Source organism: Bacillus cereus group sp. BfR-BA-01311 (assembly GCF_022664295.1).
Classification (GTDB): domain Bacteria; phylum Bacillota; class Bacilli; order Bacillales; family Bacillaceae_G; genus Bacillus_A; species Bacillus_A cereus.
This window is the reverse complement of record NZ_JAKUHC010000004.1, coordinates 119,175-144,469: the sequence shown is the minus strand read 5'-3', so window position 1 is coordinate 144,469 and position 25,295 is coordinate 119,175. Positions and strand designations below refer to the sequence as shown.

Below are 25,295 nucleotides of genomic sequence, written 5' to 3'. Positions count from 1 at the left end.
GGTGGAAGTATGCGATCTAGGCGATATAAACGTGGTGATCGAGTAAAAATCAATATTCATAAATCGGTATCACCTGAAATGCTTGCGTGGCTGAATAAACAATCAAATCCAACTAATTTCTTCTTTTTTGCTGCGCAGCAACTATTTAAACAAGTTGGAGATATTGACGTTTCAAAAGCTTTACCAAGCAGCCATGTTTTCTCATTATATGTGGAGCCTTCATCCTTATTAAAAGTCGAAGTAAACCCTTTTAAAAACATGACACTAGACACAAATACATCCACCGAAAATGCAAAAAAAAAATTATGGGAATCTGTTGATCAATTAGATTGTCCATTTTTTTAAACATAGAAAAATATAAAAAGTCCCCATCACTATACATACGAATACAGTGATGGGTTTTTGTTTGTAACTAGAAGGGGGCACAATTTGTGCCCCCTTCCATTAGTTATTTATCTAAATTTTAGATGTATGTTTAGAAACAGCGTTAATTATGCTTTCCCAGTCATCTGGATGGTTTTCATGGCCTGCCCCTTTAAGAGTTAATAGTACTGAGTTTGGAATTTCATCAATTAGTGCGAGGCCATGTTCAAATGGGAGTGCTGTATCGTCTGTTCCGTGAATAACCAATGTTGGTGCTTGTATGGAGTGAAGTACACCTTCATATGCATCATCACCTTGAAGTAAAGCGTGATTAAACATACTTAATAAATTGTTTGCGCGTTCTATTTCTTGTTTTACTTGTGTATAAACTCTATTTTCATCAAATATTCGTTCTGATCCACATAATAGACGAGATCCTGAAACTAAATATTCTGCCACATCATTTTTATTTGTCCAATCTATACTTGCGCTCTTTACATGATGTGTTAAAATCCTTTCATCCATTGGGGGTAAATCGCGAGTATTATTATCAGATCCTATTACACTAGTCGCTAGTAAAGTTAGCGTCAAAATTCTTTCGGGATGTTTTACAGCGGCAATTTGAGCAATCATACCACCTAATGACATACCAAAAAGATGGGCTTTATCAATATGATAAGCGTCTAATACTCCGATTGCATCTTCAGCCATATCTGTTACTGTATAATTGGAAGTTCTAGGTTCATAGGCAACAGAGCGTCCAACATCACGGTTATCAAAGCGAATAACAAACTTCCCCGTACTAGCCAACAGCTCACAAAACTCTTCGTCCCAATAAACCATGGAACATGTAGCGCCCATAATTAATAAAATAGCAGGGTTCTTAGGGTTCCCAAAGCTTTCTGTACATATATCAATTCCGTTTATTTTAAATATCTTTTCACTCATATAGTTAGCCTCATTTCTTTTGAATTTAATTAATAAAACAGTTTTGGATGATTCTAAGATGTGTGTAAGATTCGTATTGGAATTTATCCCGCTATTTGCCGGGCAGTAAGAGTCCCATTTCAAAATTCCGGGAAAGTAAAGAAGTTGGGAGGGGACCAACTGCCCGGAAAAGCCCGATTGGCGAGGGTTGATTAAAGTTTCACTTTATAATGCTTCTTGCATAATTACCCCCAAAAATAATTATATGTTAATTCAAGGCAAAAAATTTTGAGAAATAATTGTATGTTATTAAAATAAACAGCAAGGAGGAGAGGAAATGAAAGCAATTGTTATTGATCAATATGGTAGTGTTGAAGAATTAAAAGAAAGACAAGTTTTAAAATCGGTTGTTAAGAATAACGAAAAAGCTCAACAATAAATAATATCCCATACTATACATTTTCGGGTATTATTTATTGTTGGCTAATGTGATATTGCTTCTAACAAATACTTTTTCGTATTGTATCATGTAATTTCTCTAATCCGATTTCCATATCTTTCTCGTTTAACATTGAATAGCTAATTCTTAATTGGTTATCATTTGTTTCGTAGTTTAATAGACAAGCTGTTCCTGGTAAAAAAGAGACATCTACTTCATTTGCTTTTTGTAATAAGGTAAAGGGATCTATCGAATCAGGTAGTGTCATCCATAAATTAAAACCTCCATTTGGTATTTCAAAGTGTAGTTCTTTTAATGGCGATAATATATCAATTGTTAAATCACGTCTCATTTGTAAAGCTGTACGTAATTTTTCTAAATGGTTTTTCATACGTTCTGCACGTAAAAACGGTAGAAGTGCCTTTTGTGTTAATAAAGGACTACCGATATCCATTGAACCTTTTACTGCATATAGCCATTCAAAAATAGGACCATCGGCAATAAGCGCCGCGATACGCAGTCCTGGTGCTAACGTTTTACTAAATCCTTTTATATATATTACGTGGCCATCCTTATCAAAACTTTTGATTGGGGGCGGGATTATAGCATCTTCAAAATATATTTCTCCGAAAGAATCATCTTCAATGATAAAAAATTGATATAGCCCCGCTAGTTCTATAAGTTCCATTCTGCGTTCTTTACTCATTACTGTACCTGTCGGGTTTTGGAAGGTCGGATTCGTATACAATAAAACGGGATTTTTACTTTGACAAATATCATCAATTAAGTCGGAGCGAACTCCATGATTATCAAGAGAAACAGGAATGATTTGAACACCTTTATTGATGAAAACATCAAGCGCAGCACTGTAACACGGACTTTCTACTAATACAGTATCTCCAGGTTTTAATAATGTTTGAGCAATTAAATCAATTCCTTGTTGTGCTCCGCTTGTAATTAATAATTGAGATGGATCCGTCACTAATTTCTGGTGTTTATTTAAGTAATTTGCTATTTCAACTCGCAATTCATAATCGCCTTGAACTGGCCCATAAGTTGCTAACAACATCGGATTTTTATCCAGCAATTTATGCATTTCATCTGCCAAAAATGGATTTGGTAACAGACGAGGATACAGAATTGCTTGTGAAAAATTATAATATTTACGGTGCTTATTCATTGCATATTGAGAACGCATAACATTAATAGATCTTGATTGTTGCCATTTATACGGTATCGGTTTGAAATCTTTCTTTACACGTTTATATATGTAAGCACCTTTTCCTTGTTCGATGCGTATATACCCTTTCGTTTCTAACTGTTTATAAGCTTTACGAACAGTTAATACATTGATTTGTAAATCTGTGGCCATACAACGTAAAGAAGGAAGGGATTCACCATGTGAAAGCATACCACTTTGTACTCTTTCAACAATTTGCATATATATTTGCTTGTAATACGGTATGTTTGATTCTTTACGCAATACAATCTTCATAGGTTCACCTATTTTTCTTTTTAATTTAATTAAAGCGAAAAATATATAGGGAATCAACTACAACTTGAAGTAACTGTTATATGTACCGATACACTGTTATACACCATACCCTCTATACTCATTTTAAGAGTAAAAAGGAGGAAGAAAAATGGTCATTTTTAATTACATTTTAGTATGTATTATTTTCGGGACAACATTTTTAACGATAAAAATTGGAATTGAAGCAGGGGCGCCACCGTTGTTTTCAGCAGGAATTCGCTTCTTTTTAGCGGGCATAATCCTTATGATTATTTTTAAATTAAAGCGAAAAGAAATTATGCCACATATATTTTCAAAACGCATTATGTATGCTGGATTTTGTTTAACATTTATGACATTCGCAAGTTTATATTGGTCAGAACAATATATTTCTTCGGGATTAGCTGCTGTTCTTTCTGCTACGGGACCAATGATGATTTTATTAATACAAGCAAAGAGGAATAGGGAGAAATTACAAAAGGAACAACTCGTTGCTTTAGTTATTGCACTAATAGGTGTTATATTTGTTTCTTTACAAGGAATGCATCAACAAGTAAGTTTCATATGGAGTATTGCTTGTATTGTTTTAGTTATAGGGGAGCTATTTTACGGAATAGGCTCTATTCGTTCGAAAGAAATACTGTCAGATTTATCAACTGTATCACCATTTCTTATTAACGGTATTCAAATGTTTTATGGAGGGATTTTACTACTCATCGCATCTATTATTGTAGAACAACCAAATGTAACCGTATTAACTTCATGGAGTGTGCAATGGCCTATTTTATATCTCATATTTATCGGATCGATTGGTGGACATGGATTATATTACTGGCTCTTATCAAAAACAAATCCAGTATTTCCATCGACGTGGTTATATGTATCACCATTAATTGCAATAATTGTGGGATATATCATTTTAGGAGAGCCTTTAAATCCTACAATGGGAATGGGGGCTTGTCTTATATTGATTGGTGTATTTTTGGCCAATCGTTCAACACTACGGACTTATTTCAAAAAAGGGCGGTTATTAGAGAAGGAGATGTAGTTTAATAAAGCAACAGCCCTGTATATTACAGGACTGATAAAATCAAAAACACAGTTGGAAAAATAACCAACTGTGTTTTTGATAATTAATTCACTTTTTTAATAAAGCCTTTATAATGACGTTTTACAAGCTGGCTTTCTAACGTCTTCATAGTTTCTAGTGCTACACCGACAATGATAAGTAAGCTTGTACCACCAATTTGAGCAGAAGGTGGTAACGTAGCAATTTTCGTGAATACGAGCGGTAATATAGAAATTACACCTAAGAAAATTGCACCAATAAATGTTAAACGGTATAAAATTTTAGTTACATATTGTTCAGTTGCTTTACCAGGACGAATACCAGGAACATATCCATTTTGCTTTTTCAAATTCTCAGCCATTTGTTCAGGATTTACTTGAATAAATGCGTAGAAGTATGTGAAAGCAACGATAAGACCGACATAAAGTGTCATTCCAATTGGATGTGCGAAATCAAGATTTGCAACTAACCATTTTGATACGCTTGAATCAGGGAAGAGCTGCGCAATTGTACGCGGCGTCATTAAAAATGCAGAAGCAAAGATAACTGGTATAACACCAGCACTATTTACTTTAAGCGGTAAATGAGTGTTTTTTGCTCCTTGATATTGATTGTTTCCTGAAACAGCTTTTGCATATTGGATCGGTATTTTACGTACAGCTTGTTGAATGTAAATAACACCAACAACTATCGCTAAAATTACGAGTCCAATTAAAACAATTTTTATTATGTGCATAAATAGCTGATCGCCAGCATTTTGGAATTGTTGTAAATAAATTTGATTTGCAACATTTGGAATCGCGGCAACGAGACCTGCGAAGATAATCATCGAAATACCATTACCAACTCCGTTAGCGGTAATTTGTTCGCCTAACCAAAGTAAAAATGCAGTACCTGCAGTTAAAACTGTCGCAATAAATAAGTATGTAGTCCAGCTTTGATCTGTTATTAATTGTCCACCTGCTATATTATTAAAGCCATAAGACATTCCGATGGCCTGTATGAATGCGAGAATGATTGTAAAGTATCGAGTGAATTGAGCTGATTTCTTACGGCCCATTTCTCCTTGCTTTGCCCATTCCGAAAATTTAGGTATAATATCCATTTGTAGTAACTGTACTATGATGGAAGCTGTAATATATGGTGTAATACCTACAGCAAAGATTGAGAAGTGTTGCAATGCTCCTCCGCCAAATACGTTTAACATACCTAGAACGTTAGCTTGATCTTGTACTTTTAATACCTCTGCGTTAGTATGAGGAACTGGAATAAACGTGCCAATTCGAAAAACGATTAACATCGCTAGTGTAAAAAGGATTTTCCTTCTTATCTCAGCTACTCTCATGAAATTTGAAATCGTACGAAACATTATGTCGCCTCCTATATTTTTATCAGTAAAAAACTGATTATTATACCCTATGAAGTAACCACAAACCTCCTTCCGCACTAAATTCATTTGACAAATGGATTTTCATACACTTTGTAGTTTTCACGGATATAAAAATATAAGGTGTTATATAAGCGACCTATACACTTCACGTAATCATTCAATACCCATAATATATCGAATAAATTAGCAAATGTACATACATACGCATTAAAAATGAATAAATAGGGTCATTTTTTACATTTATTTAATGATAAATTGATAGGACATTATACTGGTAAATGCGCTTCGTATATTCCTTTAATCAATTAAAATCCTCCACCTTTTTATTTTCTTACAATTAATATATCGATTTAAAAAGAATGTAAAATCAAATAAAAGTATGAAAGTACATACTACTTTAGTAGTAATAGTAATCAATTATATTTCAATTCAAATTCATCTCCCGCTGATTAAAGTTTCACTTTATATGATTAGAGAATTCTTTTTATTTAAGAAGGAATAAATGTTAAAGAAAGCTAATTAAACAGTGTACATATTTATAGGGGAGAAGATATAAATGAAAGTTGTTATAAAAAAATTACCACCATTAGAAGTAGCGTATATAAGACGAACTGGTAGCTACTTTGAACCGCAAGATCACTGGGGAAAGTTACTGAATTGGTCAATTGAAAATAAACTGTATCCACCAGAGCAATCATTTATCGGAATATCATTGGATAATCCTGAACTTGTTGCAAGTCATAAGTGCCGGCATGATGCATGTGTTACGATTCCTGAAAACTTCGATAAAGAAAAGTATCATGATGTGCAATTTAAAAAATTAGATGGAGGTACATATGGTCTATACCAGTTCTATGATGAACCTCATAAATTAAGTGAAGCGTATCAATACATGTATGTAGAGTGGCTACCAAATAGTGAGTATGATGCAGATTATGATAGAGATAATTTAGAGTTTTGCTTAAATAATGTTGCTGAAGATCTAGACGGAAAGTTAAAGGTTGATTTATTTGTGCCAATTAAAAAGATAAAAAAAACAAATAAGTTCATTTGTGGCTTTAAAATAAAATTGGAATAGTAGTGAAAGAAAAACTTTTTTTGAAGATAATATCTCTAGCGTAGAAATTTAAGTATGTAGGTTGCAATGAAAGGAGAATCCACATGGATACATTTGTAAATGACAAGTTTTATGAAACGAGAGATCAATTATTTGAGGAAATTACTTTGTTGAGTGATGCTCAATTTAATAGGAAACCAGATAAGGATAAATGGAGTATTGCACAAGTTTGTCATCATTTAGTTTTATTAGATGAGAGAGTGATAACAGTTATTTCCTCAGGGTTAAAAAAGTTAGATAGTACCCAAAATGAGCGTAAAGAAATTCACACTATTTTATTAGATAGAACGAAAAAGTTTATAGCTCCAGAAATGATTGAACCAAGTATAGAACCATTTGAAGTGGAGCAAATGCTCAATATGCTAAACGAATCAAGAAAAGAATTGATGCGTTTCCTGAGTACAATAGAAGATGAGTCTATATTAGCGAAAAAATCAGTGATGCATCCAGCTCTTGGAGAATTATCCCTTGATCAGTGGATAGAATTGATCTATTTACATGAACAGCGTCATATTTCACAAATAAAAGAGATAAAATTGCTTTGTGAAATTGAAAAGTAAAAATTATTCCCTATTTATTGATACGTATTATAAACAGGGGAAACGGTTGATTCATATTGATTCAGAAGAAAACAAAAATAGAATGAAATTAGTTGAAAGTGACCAATAAGCTTAAGAAAATATGAAACTATCCGATTTTCTGTATAAGTGTAACCCCGTCTTAAATGAAGAGCGGGGTTATTTTTTTGAAAGTACACTTCACACGCTTAAGGAAGGAGTATTCTGTCAGAAAACGATAAAATACAATTCTGTTAGGGGATGTATGCAATTTATTCTCTTTATTTTTGCAACAGAACCACCTTCAAAATTATCTTTTGTAGTTGAAGTTTCCTGAATAATAAGTTACATTTTTAAAGTTCAAGCAACTTTATGAAAGTACAAAAAGGGGAGAAATATTATTATTATGCAAAAAATGAAATGGAAGAACTATGTATGTTACTTTGTAATTTTATTACTGCTTGGAACGGCAGTAATAGTCAAACCATCTATCTCTAAGGCTGAGGAATCTGAAGTTAATATTACATTGTTAGGTACTGCAGATATTCATGGTAGATTTATGCCTTGGGATTATGCGCTTGATGGAGCAAATATGAGTGGAAGTTTGACGCAGCTTTATACGGTTATAAAGAAGGTCCGTCAAGAAAATCCAAATACCATATTAGTAGATGCCGGGGATACAATTCAAGGAAACTCAGTAGAATTATTCAACGATAAGCCACAATCGCCAATGATGGTAGCGATGAATACAATGGGATATGATGCCTGGGCATTTGGAAATCATGAATTCAACTTTGGATTAGATACATTGAAAAAAGTTAGTGAGCAATATAAGGGAAAAACGTTAGCAGGAAATATTTATAAGGAAAATGGAGAGCGCTTTCTTCCTGCATATACAATTGTAGAAAAAGGTGGAATTAAAGTTGGGATTATTGGTATGAATACACCAATGATTAGTGATTTTGAAAAAGGGACAGATCACTTAAATGGTTTAGTGGTGAAAAATCCAGTAGAAGAGACGAAAAAGGCAATTAAGGAATTAGAAGGTAAAGTAGATGTAATGGTAGGAGTTATGCATATGGGATTAGAAAATGAGAATGGTATCCCTGGTACTGGTGTTCAAGATATTGCAAATGCTTGTCCGGAACTAAGTGCTATTTTTGCGGCTCATATGCATAAACTTGTAAAAAAAGAAGTTGTAAATGGCGTAATTATTACAGAACCAGATAAATATGGAACACATATTTCACGTATTGACCTTACTTTTACAAAGCAAGATGGGAAGTTGGCTTTAAAAAATAAAACTGCTACCGCTATACCTGTAAAAAATGCTGATGGGACAACGATATTATCCGATCCTACACTTGAAGAAACATTAACACCTTTTCACGAATATGCGAGAGGAGATGCAAATGTTGTAGTCGCTCAATTAAAGGGTAGAAATCTTGTTCCTGAAAATGAAATAAAGGGTATTCCAAGTGTTCAGATTCAAGAAACACCTTTATCAGATTTCTTTCATGAAGTTATGCTCTACTACAGTAAAGCAGATGTAGTAGCCCATCAAATTGATAATGATTATGCCCGTTTAGATACAGGCCCTATTAAGAAAAAAGATATTGCGTACAATTACCAATATGCCTTGGGAGAAATTACAGTATATAAGATTTCTGGAAAAGATTTAAAAGACTATATGGAATGGGCAGCAGGATATTTTAACTCATCTCGTGCCGGAGATGTAACCGTTAGCTTTGATAAAACCCGCCGTGCATCTAAATACAGTACGAACGATTTCTTTGGAGGCGTAAAATACGAAATTGACTTAACAAAACCATATGGAAGCAGAATTACAAATTTACGCTCTATTCGTACAAACAAACCAATCAAAATGAGCGATGTTATGACGTTGGGAATGAATGCATATAGAATGGAGGCTCTTCAGGCAAAAGGTGGAGCTTTAGAGGGGCGTAAGTTTGAACAAATTTGGTCATCTAAACAAGAGAATGCATTTGGAGAAACAGGCGGAACCATTCGTAACCTTGCTATTACATATTTAAAAGAGGTAAAGAACGGTGTATACACACCAAAAGTTATGCATAATTGGAAAATTACTGGTGTAGATTTACATTCTTCAGAGCATAAGGCGGTAGTTGATCTTGTGAATAAAGGGATTTTAGAAATTCCAAAAACAGAAGACGGAAAATACACAAATATAGCATCTATAAATACGAAAGACTCAATTTCAAAAGAAGAGATTATATTACTCTCACAAAAAGCAAATATTAATCCAAATCAGTTTAATCATGTAAAGACAAAAGGTGAATTTTACAAAAAACTTAGTAGGATTACTAAAAAAATATAAATTATAAAATTTCTTATAGTAATTGTTATTTTAATAACATTAAACCCACTCTTACAATAGTAAAGAGTGGGTTTTTATGTTGTTATTTAGAGGTAAGTATACTTTTATTACAATGAATATAGATAATTAATAACTAACCAATTGGGTGAGCACCTATAAGGACTCTCTTTTATTCAAATTAATGTACATATGTGTTCCGTTCATTATTTATAATATTGACCACAATTTATGTAATTTTGCATAATGTTACATAAATTGTGTATTTTCTCTTTTTTTAGACATTAATAGACAGTATACTTTGTACAAGCTTTCTATTTCAAAAATTATACGAGGTGAAATAATGAAAAACAAAAAGACATTAACTAAGGTAGCATTAACAACAGGATTAGCTTTAACAGCTGTGGCACCGTATGGGGTAGGTCATGCAGAGGAAACAGATCAACTACAAGTTCAAATTCAGGAGGAATCGTTCCGTTCGGGTGAACTTACACAGCCGTCACAAAAGGCACCAGAAAATGTAGTAAAGGATGCACTTAAGGAGAAAACAGAACAAGCTCTGTCCCAAAAACAAGTCAATGGAGAAGCAGGAGTAGATTATAAAGTCCTTCAAAAACGTGGTTCGTATGATGGAACTACACTTGTGCGTATGCAGCAAACATACGAAGGAAAAGAAGTATATGGACATCAATTAACTGCACACGTAGATAATAAGGGTGTTATTAAAAGTGTTTCAGGCGATAGCGCGCAAAATTTAAAACAAGAAGAATTGAAAAAACCTATTAATCTATCAAAAGATGAAGCAAAACAATATATTTATACGAAATACGGGAACGATATCAAGTTTATTTCTGAGCCAGAAGTTAAAGAGGTTATTTTTGTTGATGAAAATAATGGACAAGCTAGCAATGCATACCAAGTTACCTTCGAAGCTGCAACACCAAACTATGTTTCTGGTACTTATTTAGTAAATGCACAAAATGGTGATATGTTAAAAAATATGGTAAAAGAATCTAACTTAAAAGCAAGTGAAAAACTAGTTGGAGCTTTAAAGAAAAGTAAACAAAGCAGTCTTACATCATTAACCGGAACAGGAAAAGATGATTTAGGTATTAATCGTTCATTTGGTATCTCTAAACAAAGTAATGGCAAATATGCTCTTGCTGATTATACAAGAGGGCAAGGCATTGAAACATATGATGTGAATTACAGAGATATTACTAAAGAAGAAAGCTATTATCCTGGTACATTAGCGACAAGTACTTCGGCAACATTTAACGATCCAAAAGCAGTAAGTGCTCATTACTTAGCAACAAAAGTATTTGATTTTTATAAAGATAAATACAAGCGTAATAGCTTTGATAATAAGGGACAAAAGGTAGTTTCAGTTGTACACGCTTGGGATTCTGAAGAGACGAATGATCCGAAAAATTGGCAGAATGCATTAAGTGCTAATAATGGAAGTATGCTTGTATATGGCGATCCTATTGTTAAAGCATATGACGTAGCTGGACATGAATTTACACATGCTGTTACTTCTAGCGAATCTAATCTTGAATATTACGGGGAATCCGGTGCGATTAATGAGGCGCTATCTGATATTATGGGAACATCTATTGAGAAATACGTAAATAATGGAAACTTTAACTGGACAATGGGAGAACAAACGGGATCTGTTTTCCGTGATATGGAAAACCCAGCTTCTGTTCCATCTTCACTTGGAGTGCCTTATCCAGATGATTACAGTGAATTTAACGATTTTAATGGATGGGATCAAGGCGGTGTTCATTTTAATTCAAGTATTATTAATAAAGTTGCGTATCTGATTGCAAAAGGCGGAACTCATAACGGAGTAACTGTTAAAGGAATTGGTGAAGATAAAATGTTTGATATTTTCTATTATGCAAATACAGATGAGTTAAACATGACTTCTAATTTCAAAGAATTGAGATCAGCATGTATTCGAGTGGCAACTAATAAATATGGTGCGAATACAGCTGAAGTTCAAGCAGTTCAAAAAGCATTTGATGCAGCAAAAATTAAGTAATTTAGAAATATAGTTATCATTCATATATTAATACATTATGAAAAACAGCTAATGTCATTTTAAGGATATTAGCTGTTTTTTACGTGGCAATGTATCGTTGAAAATAAACTGACTAAGCAATAATGAGGCACTTTATCTGTAAGAAGTTGTGACAAATAAATAAGGTTTAAAATATATAAAAACAGAAAATTAATAATATATTGACCTCTTGATAGAAAGTCTATAAAATGAAAGCGATAACAAACGATTGCTTTAAAATGTTTTCCCTGATCTTTTAGTATTTACAAATATATGAAGGCATAAACAAATCTATTTTTTTAAGTACTAATGCAAACGTTTTCGTATTAAAAGGTCATTGAAATACATACGTGAAAATAGCCGATATGGAGGTGAAGTAAAAGAGATTTCTAGATTAATTTAAGCAGTGTTATTCAGTGTAAGCATAATAAATCGTTAGTAATATTTGAAGAAAGGGTGTATGTGATGCAAATTACCAAAAGATTAATTAACAAAACAGTTTTATTACTTACTTTAATCGTTATGTTATCATCTGTTTTCTCCTTTCAGAGTGTGAAGGCAGTTTCAAATTCGAAAACAACTGAAATTATCATTCATTACAAAGAAAAGCTTGGAAATACAAAAGACTGGAATCTTTGGTTATGGGGAGAAAATGCAAATGGTACATCTTATGAATTTACTGGTGAAGATGAATTTGGAAAATACGCTAAGATAAAAATAGACGGTGACTATAATCGTGTAGGATTTATAGTTCGAACAAATGAATGGGAAAAAGATGGTGGGGATCGTTGGATTGAAAATATAAAGGACGGTCGTGCTGAAGTATGGATCCTTTCGGGTGATGAAAAAGTATATAACTCTAAGCCTTCATCGGATCTCTCAATTCAAAAAGCAACTATTGATAGTTTCCATGAAATTACTGTAACGACTAATGTCCCGTTTCATATTAAGGAAAAGAAAATTGAAATTGAAGGCATTAAAATTAAGAATATTACTCCTTATGATATAAACAGTGGCGATATTACTAATAAGGTCAAAATAATTACGGAACAGAAAATTGATTTAAAACAAACATACAAAGTTAAAATAGAAAACTTAGCTGATACGAATACTGAAATTGGTAAAGTCATTCGTAGCGAAGAATTTGATAATTTATTTTATTATGGTGGTAACGATTTAGGAAATACATATACTCCGCAACATACAAAGTTCCGTTTATGGGCTCCTACTGCAAGCGAAGCGAAGTTAGTTACATATAAAAACTGGAACGATAAAATAGGTGCTGAAATAAACATGCAACAAGATGAAAAGGGAACTTGGACAGCAGAACTAAAGGGGAACCAAAAAGGGCTCTTTTATACGTATAAGGTCAAAATTGGTGATAAGTGGACTGAAGCGGTTGATCCATATGTGCGTGCTGCTTCTGTAAATGGGGATAAAGGTGCAGTCGTTAATTTAGAAGAAACAAATCCGAAAAAATGGAAAGCAAACAAAAAGCCAAAATTTAAAAATCCGGAAGATGCTATTATTTATGAGTTACATGTACGCGATCTTTCCATTCAACCTGAAAGTGGTATTAAACAGAAAGGGAAATATTTAGGTGTAACAGAAAAAGGAACAAAAGGGCCAGAAGGTGTAAAAACAGGACTTGATCATATAAAGGATCTTGGTGTTACTCACGTTCAGTTTTTACCGATATTTGATTATGCTTCTGTAAATGAAGAGACTTTAAATGAACCGCAATATAACTGGGGATATGATCCTAAAAATTTCAATGTTCCAGAAGGCTCCTATTCTACAAATCCTTATGAGCCGACTGTGCGAATAACTGAATTAAAGCAAATGGTTCAAACACTACATGATAATAATCTTCGAGTGGTGATGGATGTAGTATATAACCATATGTATAACGCTGCTGAATCTAATTTCCATAAGTTAGTTCCAGGTTATTATTATCGTTACAATGAAGAGGGAACATTTGCAAATGGAACTGGAGTAGGAAATGATACTGCTTCAGAAAGAAAAATGATGAGGAAATTTATGATAGATTCCGTCACATATTGGGCAAAAGAATACAATTTAGATGGATTCCGTTTTGATTTAATGGGTATTCATGATTATGAAACGATGAATGAAATCCGTAAAGCTGTTAATCAAATTGACCCTTCTATTATACTACACGGAGAAGGATGGGATTTAAATACACCTCTTGCAGCTGAGCTAAAAGCAAATCAAAAAAATGCAGAGAAAATGAAAGGGATTGCTCATTTTAACGATAATATACGTGATGGGTTAAAAGGTAGTGTATTTGAGGAAAAAGAAAATGGTTTTATAAATGGAAAGGAAAACATGGAAGATCGTATTAAAAAAGGTATTACGGCAGGTATTGACTACGATACAAATTCGTCTACTTATCAAGATCCAGAGCAGGTGCTAACTTATGTGGAAGCACATGACAATCATACATTATGGGATAAACTTGAGTTGACTAATTCAGGTGATAACGAAGAAGTGCGAAAACAAATGCACAAATTGTCTTCTTCGATTTTATTAACATCACAAGGTATTCCATTTTTACATGCAGGGCAAGAGTTTATGCGGACGAAATACGGTGATCATAATAGTTACAAATCTCCAGACTCAATTAACCAGATGGATTGGCTGCGCCGTGCAACGTTTAATAATGAAGTAGATTATATGAAGGGTTTAATAGAATTACGCAAAAAGTACTCAGCTTTTCGAATGACATCTGCAGAGCAAATAAAAAAACACGTATCATTTATTGATGCTCCAAAAAATACTGTAGCTTATATAATAGAGGGGAATAAACATGAATACTTTACAGTGGCTCACAATGCAAATAGAGAAGCTGTTGAAATAACACTTCCATCGAAAGGGCCTTGGAAAGTACTAGTAGATGGCAAGCAGGCGGGAAGTAAACCACTTTATGTTGTCCATGACAATAAAATTAAAGTTCCTGCATTAAGTTCCATTGTTTTAAAATCAGAAAAACCGATTAAATAAAAGCGAAGAGTGTGGAAATAAATACTGAATTGAGCAAAGTTAATAAGGATTGCAAATGAAAAAAGCGAAGTGAAGATTATTCTCACTTCGTTTTTAAAGTTAATGTAATATAATTTCACATACTGTAATTATATTACAATTTAATAAAAAAAATAAGCAATAGATTATTTCTTTTGTGGCAGTAGGAAGAGAAGATATCTTTGAGTTTATTTATAAAATTATATGAAATACATTCGTAATTCATATAATTTTTATTAAATATTCGAACATATAACGAACTAGATGTTCGAGTTGTATTAATTCCTACAAATCTTTTAAAAATAACAAAAGCGTAAAAAGTATATGGAATTAAAATAGAGAAAAGACACCATTCAAGGTGTCTTTTCTCTATTTTGAATATGAAATGTAAGTAACTCGATTGTATGTAATAGTATGTGATATTTTCACACTAACTGATTAAGAAAAATTTAAAACTCTTTTCTTAATCTATTTGTAATAAATTGCATCATAAAATTTTATCGATATAATAAATAAAACTTTCTCAACATTATTTGATTTAATAACTATATTCAACCGCTCTCCAATCTATTACAATAATTTCACATTGAAAATACATGAATATTCTCAATGTTATAAATGGTTTATACCTTATAGGATTACTATGGGAAAGGATGTGAAATATCAAAAAAAAAATCATTTTTTATGATGAAATAAAAAATTTTAATGAAGAAAAAGTTATTTCATTATTTTCAAGTTTCGTTAAAGTGCATGTATTTATAATCACTATGAGACAAGGAGCAGAATCTAAAAAAATTTTGTAAATTAGAAAATTGCATTTCAAAAATAAGTTAAACGTTTATGGAGGGTTATATGAGCGAGAAAATTTATTACTGGTCTCCGATTAAGCATTGGGAGAAGTTGCATAATGAAGTTTTGATAGGGGAAATGAGATTTACAGGTATTCTGTCTGAGTGGTTTCCTGATTTTTATTTTATGGCTCAAAAAGGTGTGAAAATTAGTGAACTAGTAGAGCGCTTTTCGTTAGGAAATGTAGAAGAGACACAAAAAAACATAGAGCTCATGATAAAAAATCGTGTGTTAGTAAGTAACATATTACACCCAAGAGAAGTATTTTCTTCACAAGAAAAGATTTTTCCAAATCCATATAGCAACCAGATTCGCTTTTCTAAAGAAGAGTTAGATAAGTATATGAGTGAACAATTAAATCGCACCCACGTTGCTGCACGGTCAACCGAAATTCAACTTGAAACAACAGATGAGCTACCCACTATAATCAAGGAACGTAGGTCTTGTCGTCAATTTGAAATGGAAAAATACATTAGTTTTTCGGAATTTTCCCAATTCTTATCAACTCTAAAACAGGTTAGGGAAGAAAAAATATACTATCATTATGCAAGTGCAGGCGGGCTCTATCCCATTGATATCTTTGTTTATATAAAACCAAAACGTATAGAGGGTATGAAAGCTGGATTTTATTATTATAACCCATCAAAAAATAGTCTTGTGATTGTAAACAACATTGATCAAGTGATCAAAAGTGATCATGAGTTAATTAATCAGGATTTATTTACTCAATCTGCATTCTCAGTTTATTTGGTTTATAATGCGAACGCTTCCATCCCGAAATACGGTTCAGATGGATATTTATTTGCTTGTATCGAGTCAGGGATTATCACTGCTACCTTAAGTATGGTTGCTGAGACATTAAATTTAGGGGGTTGTTCAGTTGGTCATATGAAATTTGAAGAGATTCAGCAATTTTTATGTTTGGATAACCATCAAGTGTTTCTCCATGGGCTTGAAGTTGGCTTGAAAATTAACGAGTAGAAGAAATGAATATTAGGGGGATAAAGATAAAAATGCACATTAAAGATCGAAGTTCAATTCATGAAAATAAAGAAGTAGAAGCGTTTTGGAAGGAGCAATTATCTTCCGAGATTCTCGATTTTTCTGTATTTAATAGCGATAACCAACTAAATAAAGAAACACCTTGTGAGTACGTTCAAGTCATAGTGAATGTAGAGTTTAGTAAAAGTATACAAAAAATAAGTAAGTCTCAAGATTTATTATTATTTAGCTGGTTTCAAGCCGCTTTAAGGGTTTGTTTGGCACATTATACAGATCAAGAAAGAATTACTATTGGTATTCCTATAATTGAAAAGAATCTTGAACAAAGTGAGAATCTTAATAAGTTGATTCCTTTAGGAAGTGAAATCCATCCGCATCACACCTTTAAACAATTAGTAAATGAGATTGAACAAACGACTTTATTCGGGTATGAAAATCAGGAGTATCCGCTCTCTGAATTATTAGTTAAACACAATTTAACTCCTTTTCAAATTGTAATCGGGATGGAAGGATTACATAATGAAAATTCGCTAGAAGAATACGCAGAGAATAATTTAGTCCTATGGATACGAAAAAAATGGAATGAAATACATAATGAATTTGAATTTCAAATTTCTTGCAAGTCCCGTTCATTCTCTTCTTTGCAACAGTTTGCCAATTCGTATTGTTATGTTTTAAAGCAAGTTTCACAAAACCCGAATTTGGCATTGAAAGATATTTGTATTATTGCAGAAGAAGAAAAAGAGTTGCTAGAAGGATTGAATACTTTTCAAACGGGCATAGACTTGTTTCAATCATTTCAAGATTTGTTTGAAGCGCAAGTATTAAAAACTCCAGATCAAATTGCTGTTGTTTGTAATGATCAATCTTTGACATATAGAGAATTGAATAAGAAAGCGAATCAATTGGCTTCTATTCTTCAAAGTAAAGGGGTTTCAAAAGAAAGTATTATTGGCGTTATGGTAGATCGGTCATTAGAAATGATTATTGGTATGATGGGGATTTTAAAAGCAGGAGCAGCCTATTTACCAATCGACCCTAACTACCCAACTGAACGAATTGAATATATGTTACAAGATAGTCAAGCAAAATATTTACTTAGTAAGCGAACAGAAGAAGTATTGCCACAATTTGCGGGTGAAGTACTGTATCTTGATAAAGAATATCTTTTTCAAGGTGAAGAAATTAATTTAGTACGAGAACATAATCCTAATGATTTGGCTTATGTTATTTACACATCAGGATCGACAGGAAATCCAAAAGGGGTAATGATAGAACAAAAATCGCTAGTTCATTTTTTAAATGTAATGAGAGAAAAAGTAAAGGCTAATCAATCATTCTTGTTTCTTGCTAGTGTATCTTTTGATATTTCCTTGTTAGAAATATGTCTTCCTTTAACGCAAGGTTCAAAAGTAGTAATTGCTACAGAGGACCAGTTTGCAACAAAAGAATTGGCTCATTTAGTCAAAAAACATAAGGTGGATTTATGGGAATCAACGCCATCGCGAATGGAAGTGATTTTGAGTGATCCAGAAGGGGCAAATTTTCTGAAAGATTTAAAATCTATTTTATTAGCAGGAGAAGCATTTTCCATTGATTTGGTTGAAAAAATTCGTTGTATCAGTGAAGCAACAATTTTAAATATTTATGGTCCCACGGAAACAACCATTTGCGCAACAGTAAAAGACTTGAGCACTTCCAAAGAAGTTACGATTGGCAAACCTAACCCGAATTATCATTCCTATATATTGAATAAGTATGGCCAATTAAAACCATTTGGAATTCCTGGTGAACTCTGCATTGCTGGCGTAGCGGTAGCACGAGGGTATCTTGGTAAAAGTAAACTGACAGATGAAAAGTTTGTACCGAGTCCTTTTGCGGCAGGGGAAATGATGTATCATACAGGTGATCTCGTTCGTTGGTTGCCTAATGGAGAACTTGAATATTTAGGTCGAATGGATCATCAAGTGAAAATTCGGGGGTATCGGATTGAATTAAGAGAAATCGAAACTCAATTAAGGGAATATCCAGAAATAAACCAGGCTATCGTTGTTGATCAAGTGTATGGAAATAGGAAATTATTAGCTGCCTACTATGTATCGGATAACAAGGTGTCTTTTGGTGAAATCAGAAAATATTTAAGTGATAAACTACCTGAGTTTATGATTCCTGAAAAAATGATTCAGGTAGAAGAGATTCCATTGAATCCAAATGGAAAAGTGGATAGAAAAAGGTTATTGGATATAACACAAACGGATTATGTATCAATTCCATACGTTGCCCCACGCAATGAAATTGAACAAAAATTAGTGTGTGCGTGGGAAAAAGTTATGGAGATTGAGGGAATCGGTATTCATGATAATTTTTTTGCATTAAAAGGAGAATCCATTAAAGCACTTCAGGTAATTAATTTATTAAGAAAAGACTGCTTAAAAATAAGTACAACAGATTTTTTTAAGCACCCTACAATCGCTCAACTGAGTTCTTGTGTAAAGTTAGAGCATAAAGAGGAAAACTTTGAAAGTAGACCAACTCATGTTAAAGATTTGTCTAATCCATTTTCCTTAACAGAAGTTCAGACAGCGTATATGTTAGGAAGGAATTCACAGTTTGAATTAAGTGGTATTTCACCTCAAACATATTTTGAATATGAAACAGCATTGGATATCAATTGTCTTTCAAAAAGTTTTCAAAAGGTAATCCATCGTCATCCAATGTTGCGAGCTGTAATTTTACCAGAGGGAAAACAACAAATATTACAAAGCGTTCCTGATTACGAGATTGAAATAGTGAGTCTCATAGATTTAGATGATAGGAATCAAAATGCTCGCTTACAAGAAGAGCGTTCTCGAATGACTAACCATGTATTCCCTTTGGGGCAATGGCCTTTGTTTGAATTGAAAGCTTTTCTTTTAAAAGAAGACACGTATTTATTATGTTTTCGATACGATGCTTTATTAATGGACGGAGCAAGCATGAACATTGTTGGACAGGATTTGTTGCATTATTATTATAAACCAAATCAAAAATTAGAATCTTTATCTTTTGATTTTCAAGATTATATGTTTATCTATGATGAGATGGAACAAAGCGAAGAATATAAAACAGCAAAAGATTATTGGACAAGTAAGCTTCCTGACTTTCCGTTTGCACCTTCTTTGCTGTTAAAAAAGGATCCAGCAGAGATTGCTACTCCTAAATTCCAATCACTTACAAAAATCCTGGACAATGAAAAATGGACAAAGCTACGAAAGTTAGCACAAGAGAAAGAGGTAACGCCTTCCGCTCTACTTTGTACAATATATGGTGATGTGTTGGCATATTGGAGTAATCAACGTCGATTAGCAATTAATTTGACTGTATTTAACCGTTATCCTGTTCATGATGAAGTAGAAAAGATTGTTGGAGATTTCACATCGCTTATTTTGCTGGATGTTGATGTAAAACCAGGGCAAAATTTCTTTACTAGAGTAAAAGAAACGCAATCTACTTTATTAGATGGCCTTGAACATCGTCATTACGATGGAGTTAACTTTATTCGAGATTTCACTCGATATCATCAAATGACGCCAAAAGCAGTTATGCCAATCGTTTTCACCTCGATGTTAGCAGGTGCAGGTGCTTTCTCTTGGGAACAACTTGGTTCTCTTCGCTATATTCATGCTCGGACTCCACAAGTATATTTGGATAATGTAGTAATTGAAAAAAATGGAGAGTTATTAATTAGCTGGAACTATGTTGAAGAGCTGTTTGATGTTGATGTAATAGAAGCAATGTTTTCCCAATTTGTTGACTTATTGGAACAATTGGTGAAACAAAGCGATATAACATCTTTGCAGATGAAAGAATCGGATCAAACTTTAATTAAGCAATACAATGAAACAACAGAAAAAATACCTTCAACAACTCTGTATCAATTATTTACAGACCAAGTAAAACGTACACCGGATGAAGTAGCAGTGGTATTTGAACAAGAATGGTTAACATACTCGGAACTTCATAAACGCTCCAATCAAATTGCCCACTTCTTAAAAGAGCAAGGCATTGGTCTAGGTGATAAAGTGGGGCTTTTAGCAAAAAGGCGAGTTGACACAATTGTTAATATGTTAGGTATTTTAAAAGCAGGTGCCGCTTATGTTCCGATTGATTCCGATCATCCTTTAGATCGCCAAACATATATTTTAAAAAATAGCTCATGCAAACTTTTATTAGAACCTAGCCTTTATGAAGAAAATGATTTGTCATTTTATACAACAGAAGATATGCCTGCTATTGCTGGTCCAGAAGATATTGCCTATATTATATACACTTCAGGAAGTACAGGAAAACCAAAAGGAGTAATTATTACTCACCAAGCGGTTACAAATACTATTCAAGACATAAATCAAAAATATGAGGTAAATGAAGATGATCGTATTATTGGTATCTCTTCCATGTGTTTTGACCTATCTGTATACGATATTTTCGGAGCTTTAAGCACAGGTGCAATGTTGGTGATGATTCGTGATCCAAGAGACATGCAAGAATTAATCCGCACTGTCGAACGTAGAGGGATTACAATTTGGAATACAGTGCCTGCAATCATGGATTTGGCATTGGATCAAGTAGGTTCTCATTTTGAACATTCTTCTTTACGTTTAGTTTTACATAGTGGAGATTGGATTCCGCTTTCTTTACCAGAAAAAATAAAACGACATTTTCCGATTGCAGAAGTAGTTTCACTAGGAGGGGCAACAGAAGCATCGATTTGGTCAATTTATTATCCGGTCAAACAAGTGAAATCACATTGGAATAGTATTCCATACGGGATGCCCTTGGCAAACCAAACGTATTATGTGTTGAACTATGAAAAGAAAATGTGCCCTGTTGGTGTAATTGGAGATTTATATATCGGGGGAGTGGGCCTTGCTAAAGGATATTTAAATGATGAAAAGAAAACAAATGAAGCGTTTGTGTCACATCCTGTTTTTGGTCTTATATACAAAACAGGAGATTGTGGAAAAATGCATTCTGAGGGATATATTGAATTTTTAGGCCGCCAAGATTACCAAGTGAAAATTCAAGGATATCGAGTAGAGTTAGAAGAAATCTCTCATTGTCTTCTAACTTATAAACAAGTCGAACACGCTGTCGTAATTGATCAAACAGATGAGAACGGAATAAAATTTTTAGTTGCATATGTGGTAACTGAGCGAAATATTAGTACAACAGAACTACGAAAACATTTGCGAGATCACTTGCCAGATTACATGATTCCTTCTTATTTTGTTTATTTGGACCAATTACCCTTGACTCCAAACGGTAAATTAGATAGAAAAGCGCTCCCTACTCCAGAGAAACAAAAAAATGAAGTATTTATTGCTCCAAAAACTGAAATGGAAAAAATATTAACTAGTATTTGGCAAGAAGTACTCAAAATAGATCAAGTTGGAGTAAATGATCATTTCTTCGCCTTAGGTGGAGATTCGATAAAAGCGATTCAAGTGTCCGTCAGACTGTATCGACAAGGATTTGAGCTTGAACCAAAAAATCTATTTTCATTTCCTATATTAAGGGACATGGTTCAATTTGTTAAAGAGCTAGACCATTTTTCAAGTTCACAAACAAATGATGTAAACATAATGAACGATAATAAAGCTGCATTACTAAATATTAAAGATAAACAACTTAATCAACAAACGCTTACCAAAATACAAGAAAAAATGCCGGATATAAAAATAGAACATATTTACCCGTTAGCACCTTTCCAAGAAGTTATTTATGAACATGCTACGAATGAACCTGATACAAATGCATATTTTGAACAAACAATTTGGGCTCTTGAGGGGGAGCTGGATATTAAACTCTTTATTCAGTGTTTCCAACAATTGGTTAATCGTCATGATTCTTTAAGAACAATAATTGTGCAAGATGAACAAGCAAAACCTTGGCAAGCTGTTCTATATGATGTTCAAATAAATTCAGAAATAAAAAACTTGATTGAGATGACGAAACAAGAACAGCAAGAATTCCTAAAACAGTGGATGAATGAAAATTTAAGTCGAGGATTTAAAAATGATGAACTTATGACACGTCTCTGTATATTCCAACTAGGTAATAACGAGCATAAGGTAATTTGGAGTTCCCATCATCTGTTATGTGATGGTTGGAGCGTCAGCATTTTGATAGACCAATTATTCCAGCTCTACGAAACTACAAATGCGGGAACTATGGTGGAGTTACCTATGGTAAAACCCTTTGAAACATTCATAGACTGGACTTTGGCACAAGATCATGAGAAAGCACGTCATTTTTGGCGAGATTATTTATCAGGATACAATCAGAAAATTAGTATTCCTAAAAAGAAAGTCCCATCTAAAAGTGAAGGGTTAAACTTCACTTTTATGGATTTAACATTAGACAAGGATTTGACTAATCAGTTACAGACATTTGTAACTAAAAACAATATAACTATGAATACAGCACTACTAGCTGTATGGGGAATATTACTTGGCAAATTCAACGGAACGAAAGAAGTCGTATTGCCTAATCTAGTATCAGTCAGACCTCCCGAAGTAGAAGGAATTGAAAATATGTTCGGTCTGTTCACAAATGTTTTGCCTATCCGATTAGCATGGACAGAAACGCAATCTTTTGTGGATTTCCTACAAAAGGTACAACTAGAGACATTGAAATGTAATGAGTATGCATACTATTCATTTGTTGATATACAAAAGCAAAGTGAATTAAAAACAGAGTTGACTGACCATCTTTGGGTTTTTGAAAACTATCCAACTAATCCAGCAATCTTTTCTTCAAATGAAAACAGACATTTTGCTATCACGGATTACGAAGTTGTTGATGAGCCACATGTAAAGTATGGAATTATGTGCTTCCCTGAAGAAAACCTTACAATAAAGTTTGGATTTGATCAAACCGTATATGAAGCAGAGAAAATACAGGGAATATTAAATCACATCCATGGATTAATCAACATGATTCTTCAAAATCCAATACAAGCAATTGGTGATTACAAATTATAAAAAATGAAAAGGCGAGCAAGAACTCGCCTTTTTAAATAGAATAGGAGTAAACCAAATGACAAAAAACTTGCAGTTATCAGCCGAAGAGATGCGTCAGTTAGGATATCAAGCGGTTGACTTGATTGTTGATCATATGAATCATTTAAAAAGTAAACCAGTTTCAGAAACGATTGATAGTAATATTTTTAGAGACAAGCTAATTGAAACGATTCCGGAAAACGGATCTAATCCAAAAGAATTACTTCATTTTCTTAATAACAATGTGTTTAATCAAATTACTCATGTGGATCATCCTCATTTTATGGCTTTTGTACCAGGTCCTAATAATTATGTTGGTGTATTAGCAGATTTTTTAGCAAGTGGGTTTAATGTATTTCCTACAGCTTGGATAGTAGGTGCAGGTGCCGAACAAATTGAATTAACGACAATTAACTGGTTAAAATCAATGCTAGGATTCCCTGATTCAGCTGAAGGACTATTTGTCAGTGGTGGTTCCATGGCTAATTTGACTGCACTTACTGTAGCGAGACAGGTTAAGTTGAATAATGAAATCGAAAATGCGATTGTTTATTTTTCTAACCAAACTCATTTTTCTGTAGATCGAGCGCTTAAAGTATTAGGTTTTAAACAGCATCAAATTTGTCGAATTGAGACAGATGAAGATTTAAAAATTTCAGTTAGTACTTTAAGAAAGCAAATAAAAGAAGATCGATTAAAAGGGAAAAAACCATTTTGTGTTATTGCGAATGCAGGGACAACGAATTGCGGAGCGGTGGACTCCCTCGATGAATTGGCTGATGTATGTGGTGATGAAGATATATGGCTACACGCGGATGGGGCTTATGGAGCTGCAGCAATTCTCAGCGAAAAAGGAAGAGAGTTGTTAAGAGGAATTCATCGTGTTGATTCTTTGACGTTAGATCCGCATAAATGGCTTTTTCAGCCTTATGATGTTGGTTGTGTACTCATTCGAAATAGTCAATATTTAAGTGAAACGTTTCGTATGATCCCAGAGTATATTAGGGATACGGAAACTAATATAGAAGAAAAAGTGAACTTTGGGGAGCGTGGAATTGAACTTTCTCGTAGATTTAGAGCATTAAAGGTATGGCTTTCTTTTAAAACATTCGGAGTTACAGCTTTTCGTGAGGCAATTGATCATGGCATTATGCTAGCTGAACAAGTTGAAGAATTTTTAAGGAAAGAAAAAGATTGGGAAGTAGTAACACCTGCCCAATTAGGAATTGTTACTTTTCGTTATATTCCATGTGAGCTAACATCTACAGATACAATTCATGAAGTAAACAAAAAATTGGTGGAAGAAATTAATCAAAGAGGATTTGCTATGCTAAGTACGACTAAATTAAAAGAAAAAGTAGTAATTCGACTTTGCTCTATCAACCCAAGGACAACAAAAGAAGAAATACTTCAAATCATGATGAACATAAAAGCATTGGCAGAGGAAATAAACACAACGTCTAAACATCTTATATCTGTTTCTCAACCTTGATATATTAGGCGGATTTTACATATTAATAGCCGATTCTTATTTAGAATCGGCTATTATATTTAAATGATAAATAC

13 protein-coding genes are annotated in these 25,295 nt (G+C 33.3%); 10 read left to right on the top strand and 3 right to left on the bottom strand.

The window, feature by feature from the left end; genetic code table 11:
• Window positions 1–9 precede the first annotated feature (9 nt).
• On the top strand, window positions 10–345 hold the full coding sequence (locus MR136_RS11280) for a hypothetical protein (RefSeq protein ID WP_001257760.1): 336 nt from the start codon (window positions 10–12) through the stop codon (window positions 343–345).
• A 111-nt stretch (window positions 346–456) separates the two neighbouring features.
• Here MR136_RS11280 and mle read toward each other — a convergent pair whose 3' ends face one another.
• Together mle and pdxR are read right to left on the bottom strand one after the other, a co-directional pair.
• On the bottom strand, window positions 457–1,311 hold the full coding sequence (gene mle, locus MR136_RS11275) for a BCA family alpha/beta fold macrolide esterase (protein ID WP_017673308.1): 855 nt from the start codon (window positions 1,309–1,311) through the stop codon (window positions 457–459).
• A 479-nt stretch (window positions 1,312–1,790) separates the two neighbouring features.
• Complete coding sequence (gene pdxR / locus MR136_RS11270) at window positions 1,791–3,224, bottom strand: MocR-like pyridoxine biosynthesis transcription factor PdxR (RefSeq protein WP_242259396.1); 1,434 nt, start codon at window positions 3,222–3,224, stop codon at window positions 1,791–1,793.
• 148 nt (window positions 3,225–3,372) lie between these two features.
• Here pdxR and MR136_RS11265 point away from each other — a divergent pair, with 148 nt between their 5' ends.
• Window positions 3,373–4,290: a DMT family transporter gene (locus MR136_RS11265; RefSeq protein ID WP_242259395.1), complete on the top strand. Its 918-nt coding sequence runs from the start codon at window positions 3,373–3,375 to the stop codon at window positions 4,288–4,290.
• Between the two features lie 85 nt (window positions 4,291–4,375).
• Here MR136_RS11265 and secY read toward each other — a convergent pair whose 3' ends face one another.
• Complete coding sequence (secY, locus tag MR136_RS11260) at window positions 4,376–5,680, bottom strand: preprotein translocase subunit SecY (RefSeq protein ID WP_103622004.1); 1,305 nt, start codon at window positions 5,678–5,680, stop codon at window positions 4,376–4,378.
• A gap of 577 nt (window positions 5,681–6,257) precedes the next feature.
• Here secY and MR136_RS11255 point away from each other — a divergent pair.
• The 8 genes from MR136_RS11255 (at window position 6,258) to MR136_RS11220 (ending at window position 25,221) form a co-directional block, all read left to right on the top strand.
• Window positions 6,258–6,779, top strand: a complete 522-nt coding sequence (locus tag MR136_RS11255) for an AraC family transcriptional regulator (RefSeq protein ID WP_098772117.1) — start codon at window positions 6,258–6,260, stop codon at window positions 6,777–6,779.
• An 83-nt stretch (window positions 6,780–6,862) separates the two neighbouring features.
• Entirely contained in the window at window positions 6,863–7,378 is a 516-nt protein-coding gene (locus MR136_RS11250; RefSeq protein WP_000379366.1) for a DinB family protein, read from the top strand.
• A 403-nt stretch (window positions 7,379–7,781) separates the two neighbouring features.
• Complete coding sequence (locus MR136_RS11245) at window positions 7,782–9,734, top strand: bifunctional metallophosphatase/5'-nucleotidase (protein ID WP_001171089.1); 1,953 nt, start codon at window positions 7,782–7,784, stop codon at window positions 9,732–9,734.
• A gap of 340 nt (window positions 9,735–10,074) precedes the next feature.
• Window positions 10,075–11,778: a M4 family metallopeptidase gene (locus tag MR136_RS11240; RefSeq protein WP_061457318.1), complete on the top strand. Its 1,704-nt coding sequence runs from the start codon at window positions 10,075–10,077 to the stop codon at window positions 11,776–11,778.
• Window positions 11,779–12,261: 483 nt separating this feature from the next.
• Window positions 12,262–14,820 (top strand): type I pullulanase, encoded by a 2,559-nt coding sequence (pulA, locus tag MR136_RS11235; protein ID WP_103622006.1) that lies wholly within the window; start codon window positions 12,262–12,264, stop codon window positions 14,818–14,820.
• 870 nt (window positions 14,821–15,690) lie between these two features.
• Window positions 15,691–16,668, top strand: coding sequence for a SagB/ThcOx family dehydrogenase (locus MR136_RS11230; RefSeq protein WP_142391015.1), 978 nt, complete (start codon window positions 15,691–15,693; stop codon window positions 16,666–16,668).
• 32 nt (window positions 16,669–16,700) lie between these two features.
• On the top strand, window positions 16,701–23,711 hold the full coding sequence (locus MR136_RS11225; RefSeq protein WP_242259394.1) for a non-ribosomal peptide synthetase: 7,011 nt from the start codon (window positions 16,701–16,703) through the stop codon (window positions 23,709–23,711).
• Between the two features lie 55 nt (window positions 23,712–23,766).
• Window positions 23,767–25,221, top strand: coding sequence for a pyridoxal phosphate-dependent decarboxylase family protein (locus MR136_RS11220; protein ID WP_061457314.1), 1,455 nt, complete (start codon window positions 23,767–23,769; stop codon window positions 25,219–25,221).
• The last annotated feature ends 74 nt before the right edge of the window (window positions 25,222–25,295 follow it).

What these genes read in the sequence shown, in the direction of transcription:
- MR136_RS11280 (WP_001257760.1), top strand. Translation starts at nt 10, where the DNA reads ATGCGATCTAGGCGATATAAACGTGGTGATCGAGTAAAAATCAATATT.
- mle (WP_017673308.1), bottom strand. Translation starts at nt 1,311, where the DNA reads ATGAGTGAAAAGATATTTAAAATAAACGGAATTGATATATGTACAGAA.
- pdxR (WP_242259396.1), bottom strand. Translation starts at nt 3,224, where the DNA reads ATGAAGATTGTATTGCGTAAAGAATCAAACATACCGTATTACAAGCAA.
- MR136_RS11265 (WP_242259395.1), top strand. Translation starts at nt 3,373, where the DNA reads ATGGTCATTTTTAATTACATTTTAGTATGTATTATTTTCGGGACAACA.
- secY (WP_103622004.1), bottom strand. Translation starts at nt 5,680, where the DNA reads ATGTTTCGTACGATTTCAAATTTCATGAGAGTAGCTGAGATAAGAAGG.
- MR136_RS11255 (WP_098772117.1), top strand. Translation starts at nt 6,258, where the DNA reads ATGAAAGTTGTTATAAAAAAATTACCACCATTAGAAGTAGCGTATATA.
- MR136_RS11250 (WP_000379366.1), top strand. Translation starts at nt 6,863, where the DNA reads ATGGATACATTTGTAAATGACAAGTTTTATGAAACGAGAGATCAATTA.
- MR136_RS11245 (WP_001171089.1), top strand. Translation starts at nt 7,782, where the DNA reads ATGCAAAAAATGAAATGGAAGAACTATGTATGTTACTTTGTAATTTTA.
- MR136_RS11240 (WP_061457318.1), top strand. Translation starts at nt 10,075, where the DNA reads ATGAAAAACAAAAAGACATTAACTAAGGTAGCATTAACAACAGGATTA.
- pulA (WP_103622006.1), top strand. Translation starts at nt 12,262, where the DNA reads ATGCAAATTACCAAAAGATTAATTAACAAAACAGTTTTATTACTTACT.
- MR136_RS11230 (WP_142391015.1), top strand. Translation starts at nt 15,691, where the DNA reads ATGAGCGAGAAAATTTATTACTGGTCTCCGATTAAGCATTGGGAGAAG.
- MR136_RS11225 (WP_242259394.1), top strand. Translation starts at nt 16,701, where the DNA reads ATGCACATTAAAGATCGAAGTTCAATTCATGAAAATAAAGAAGTAGAA.
- MR136_RS11220 (WP_061457314.1), top strand. Translation starts at nt 23,767, where the DNA reads ATGACAAAAAACTTGCAGTTATCAGCCGAAGAGATGCGTCAGTTAGGA.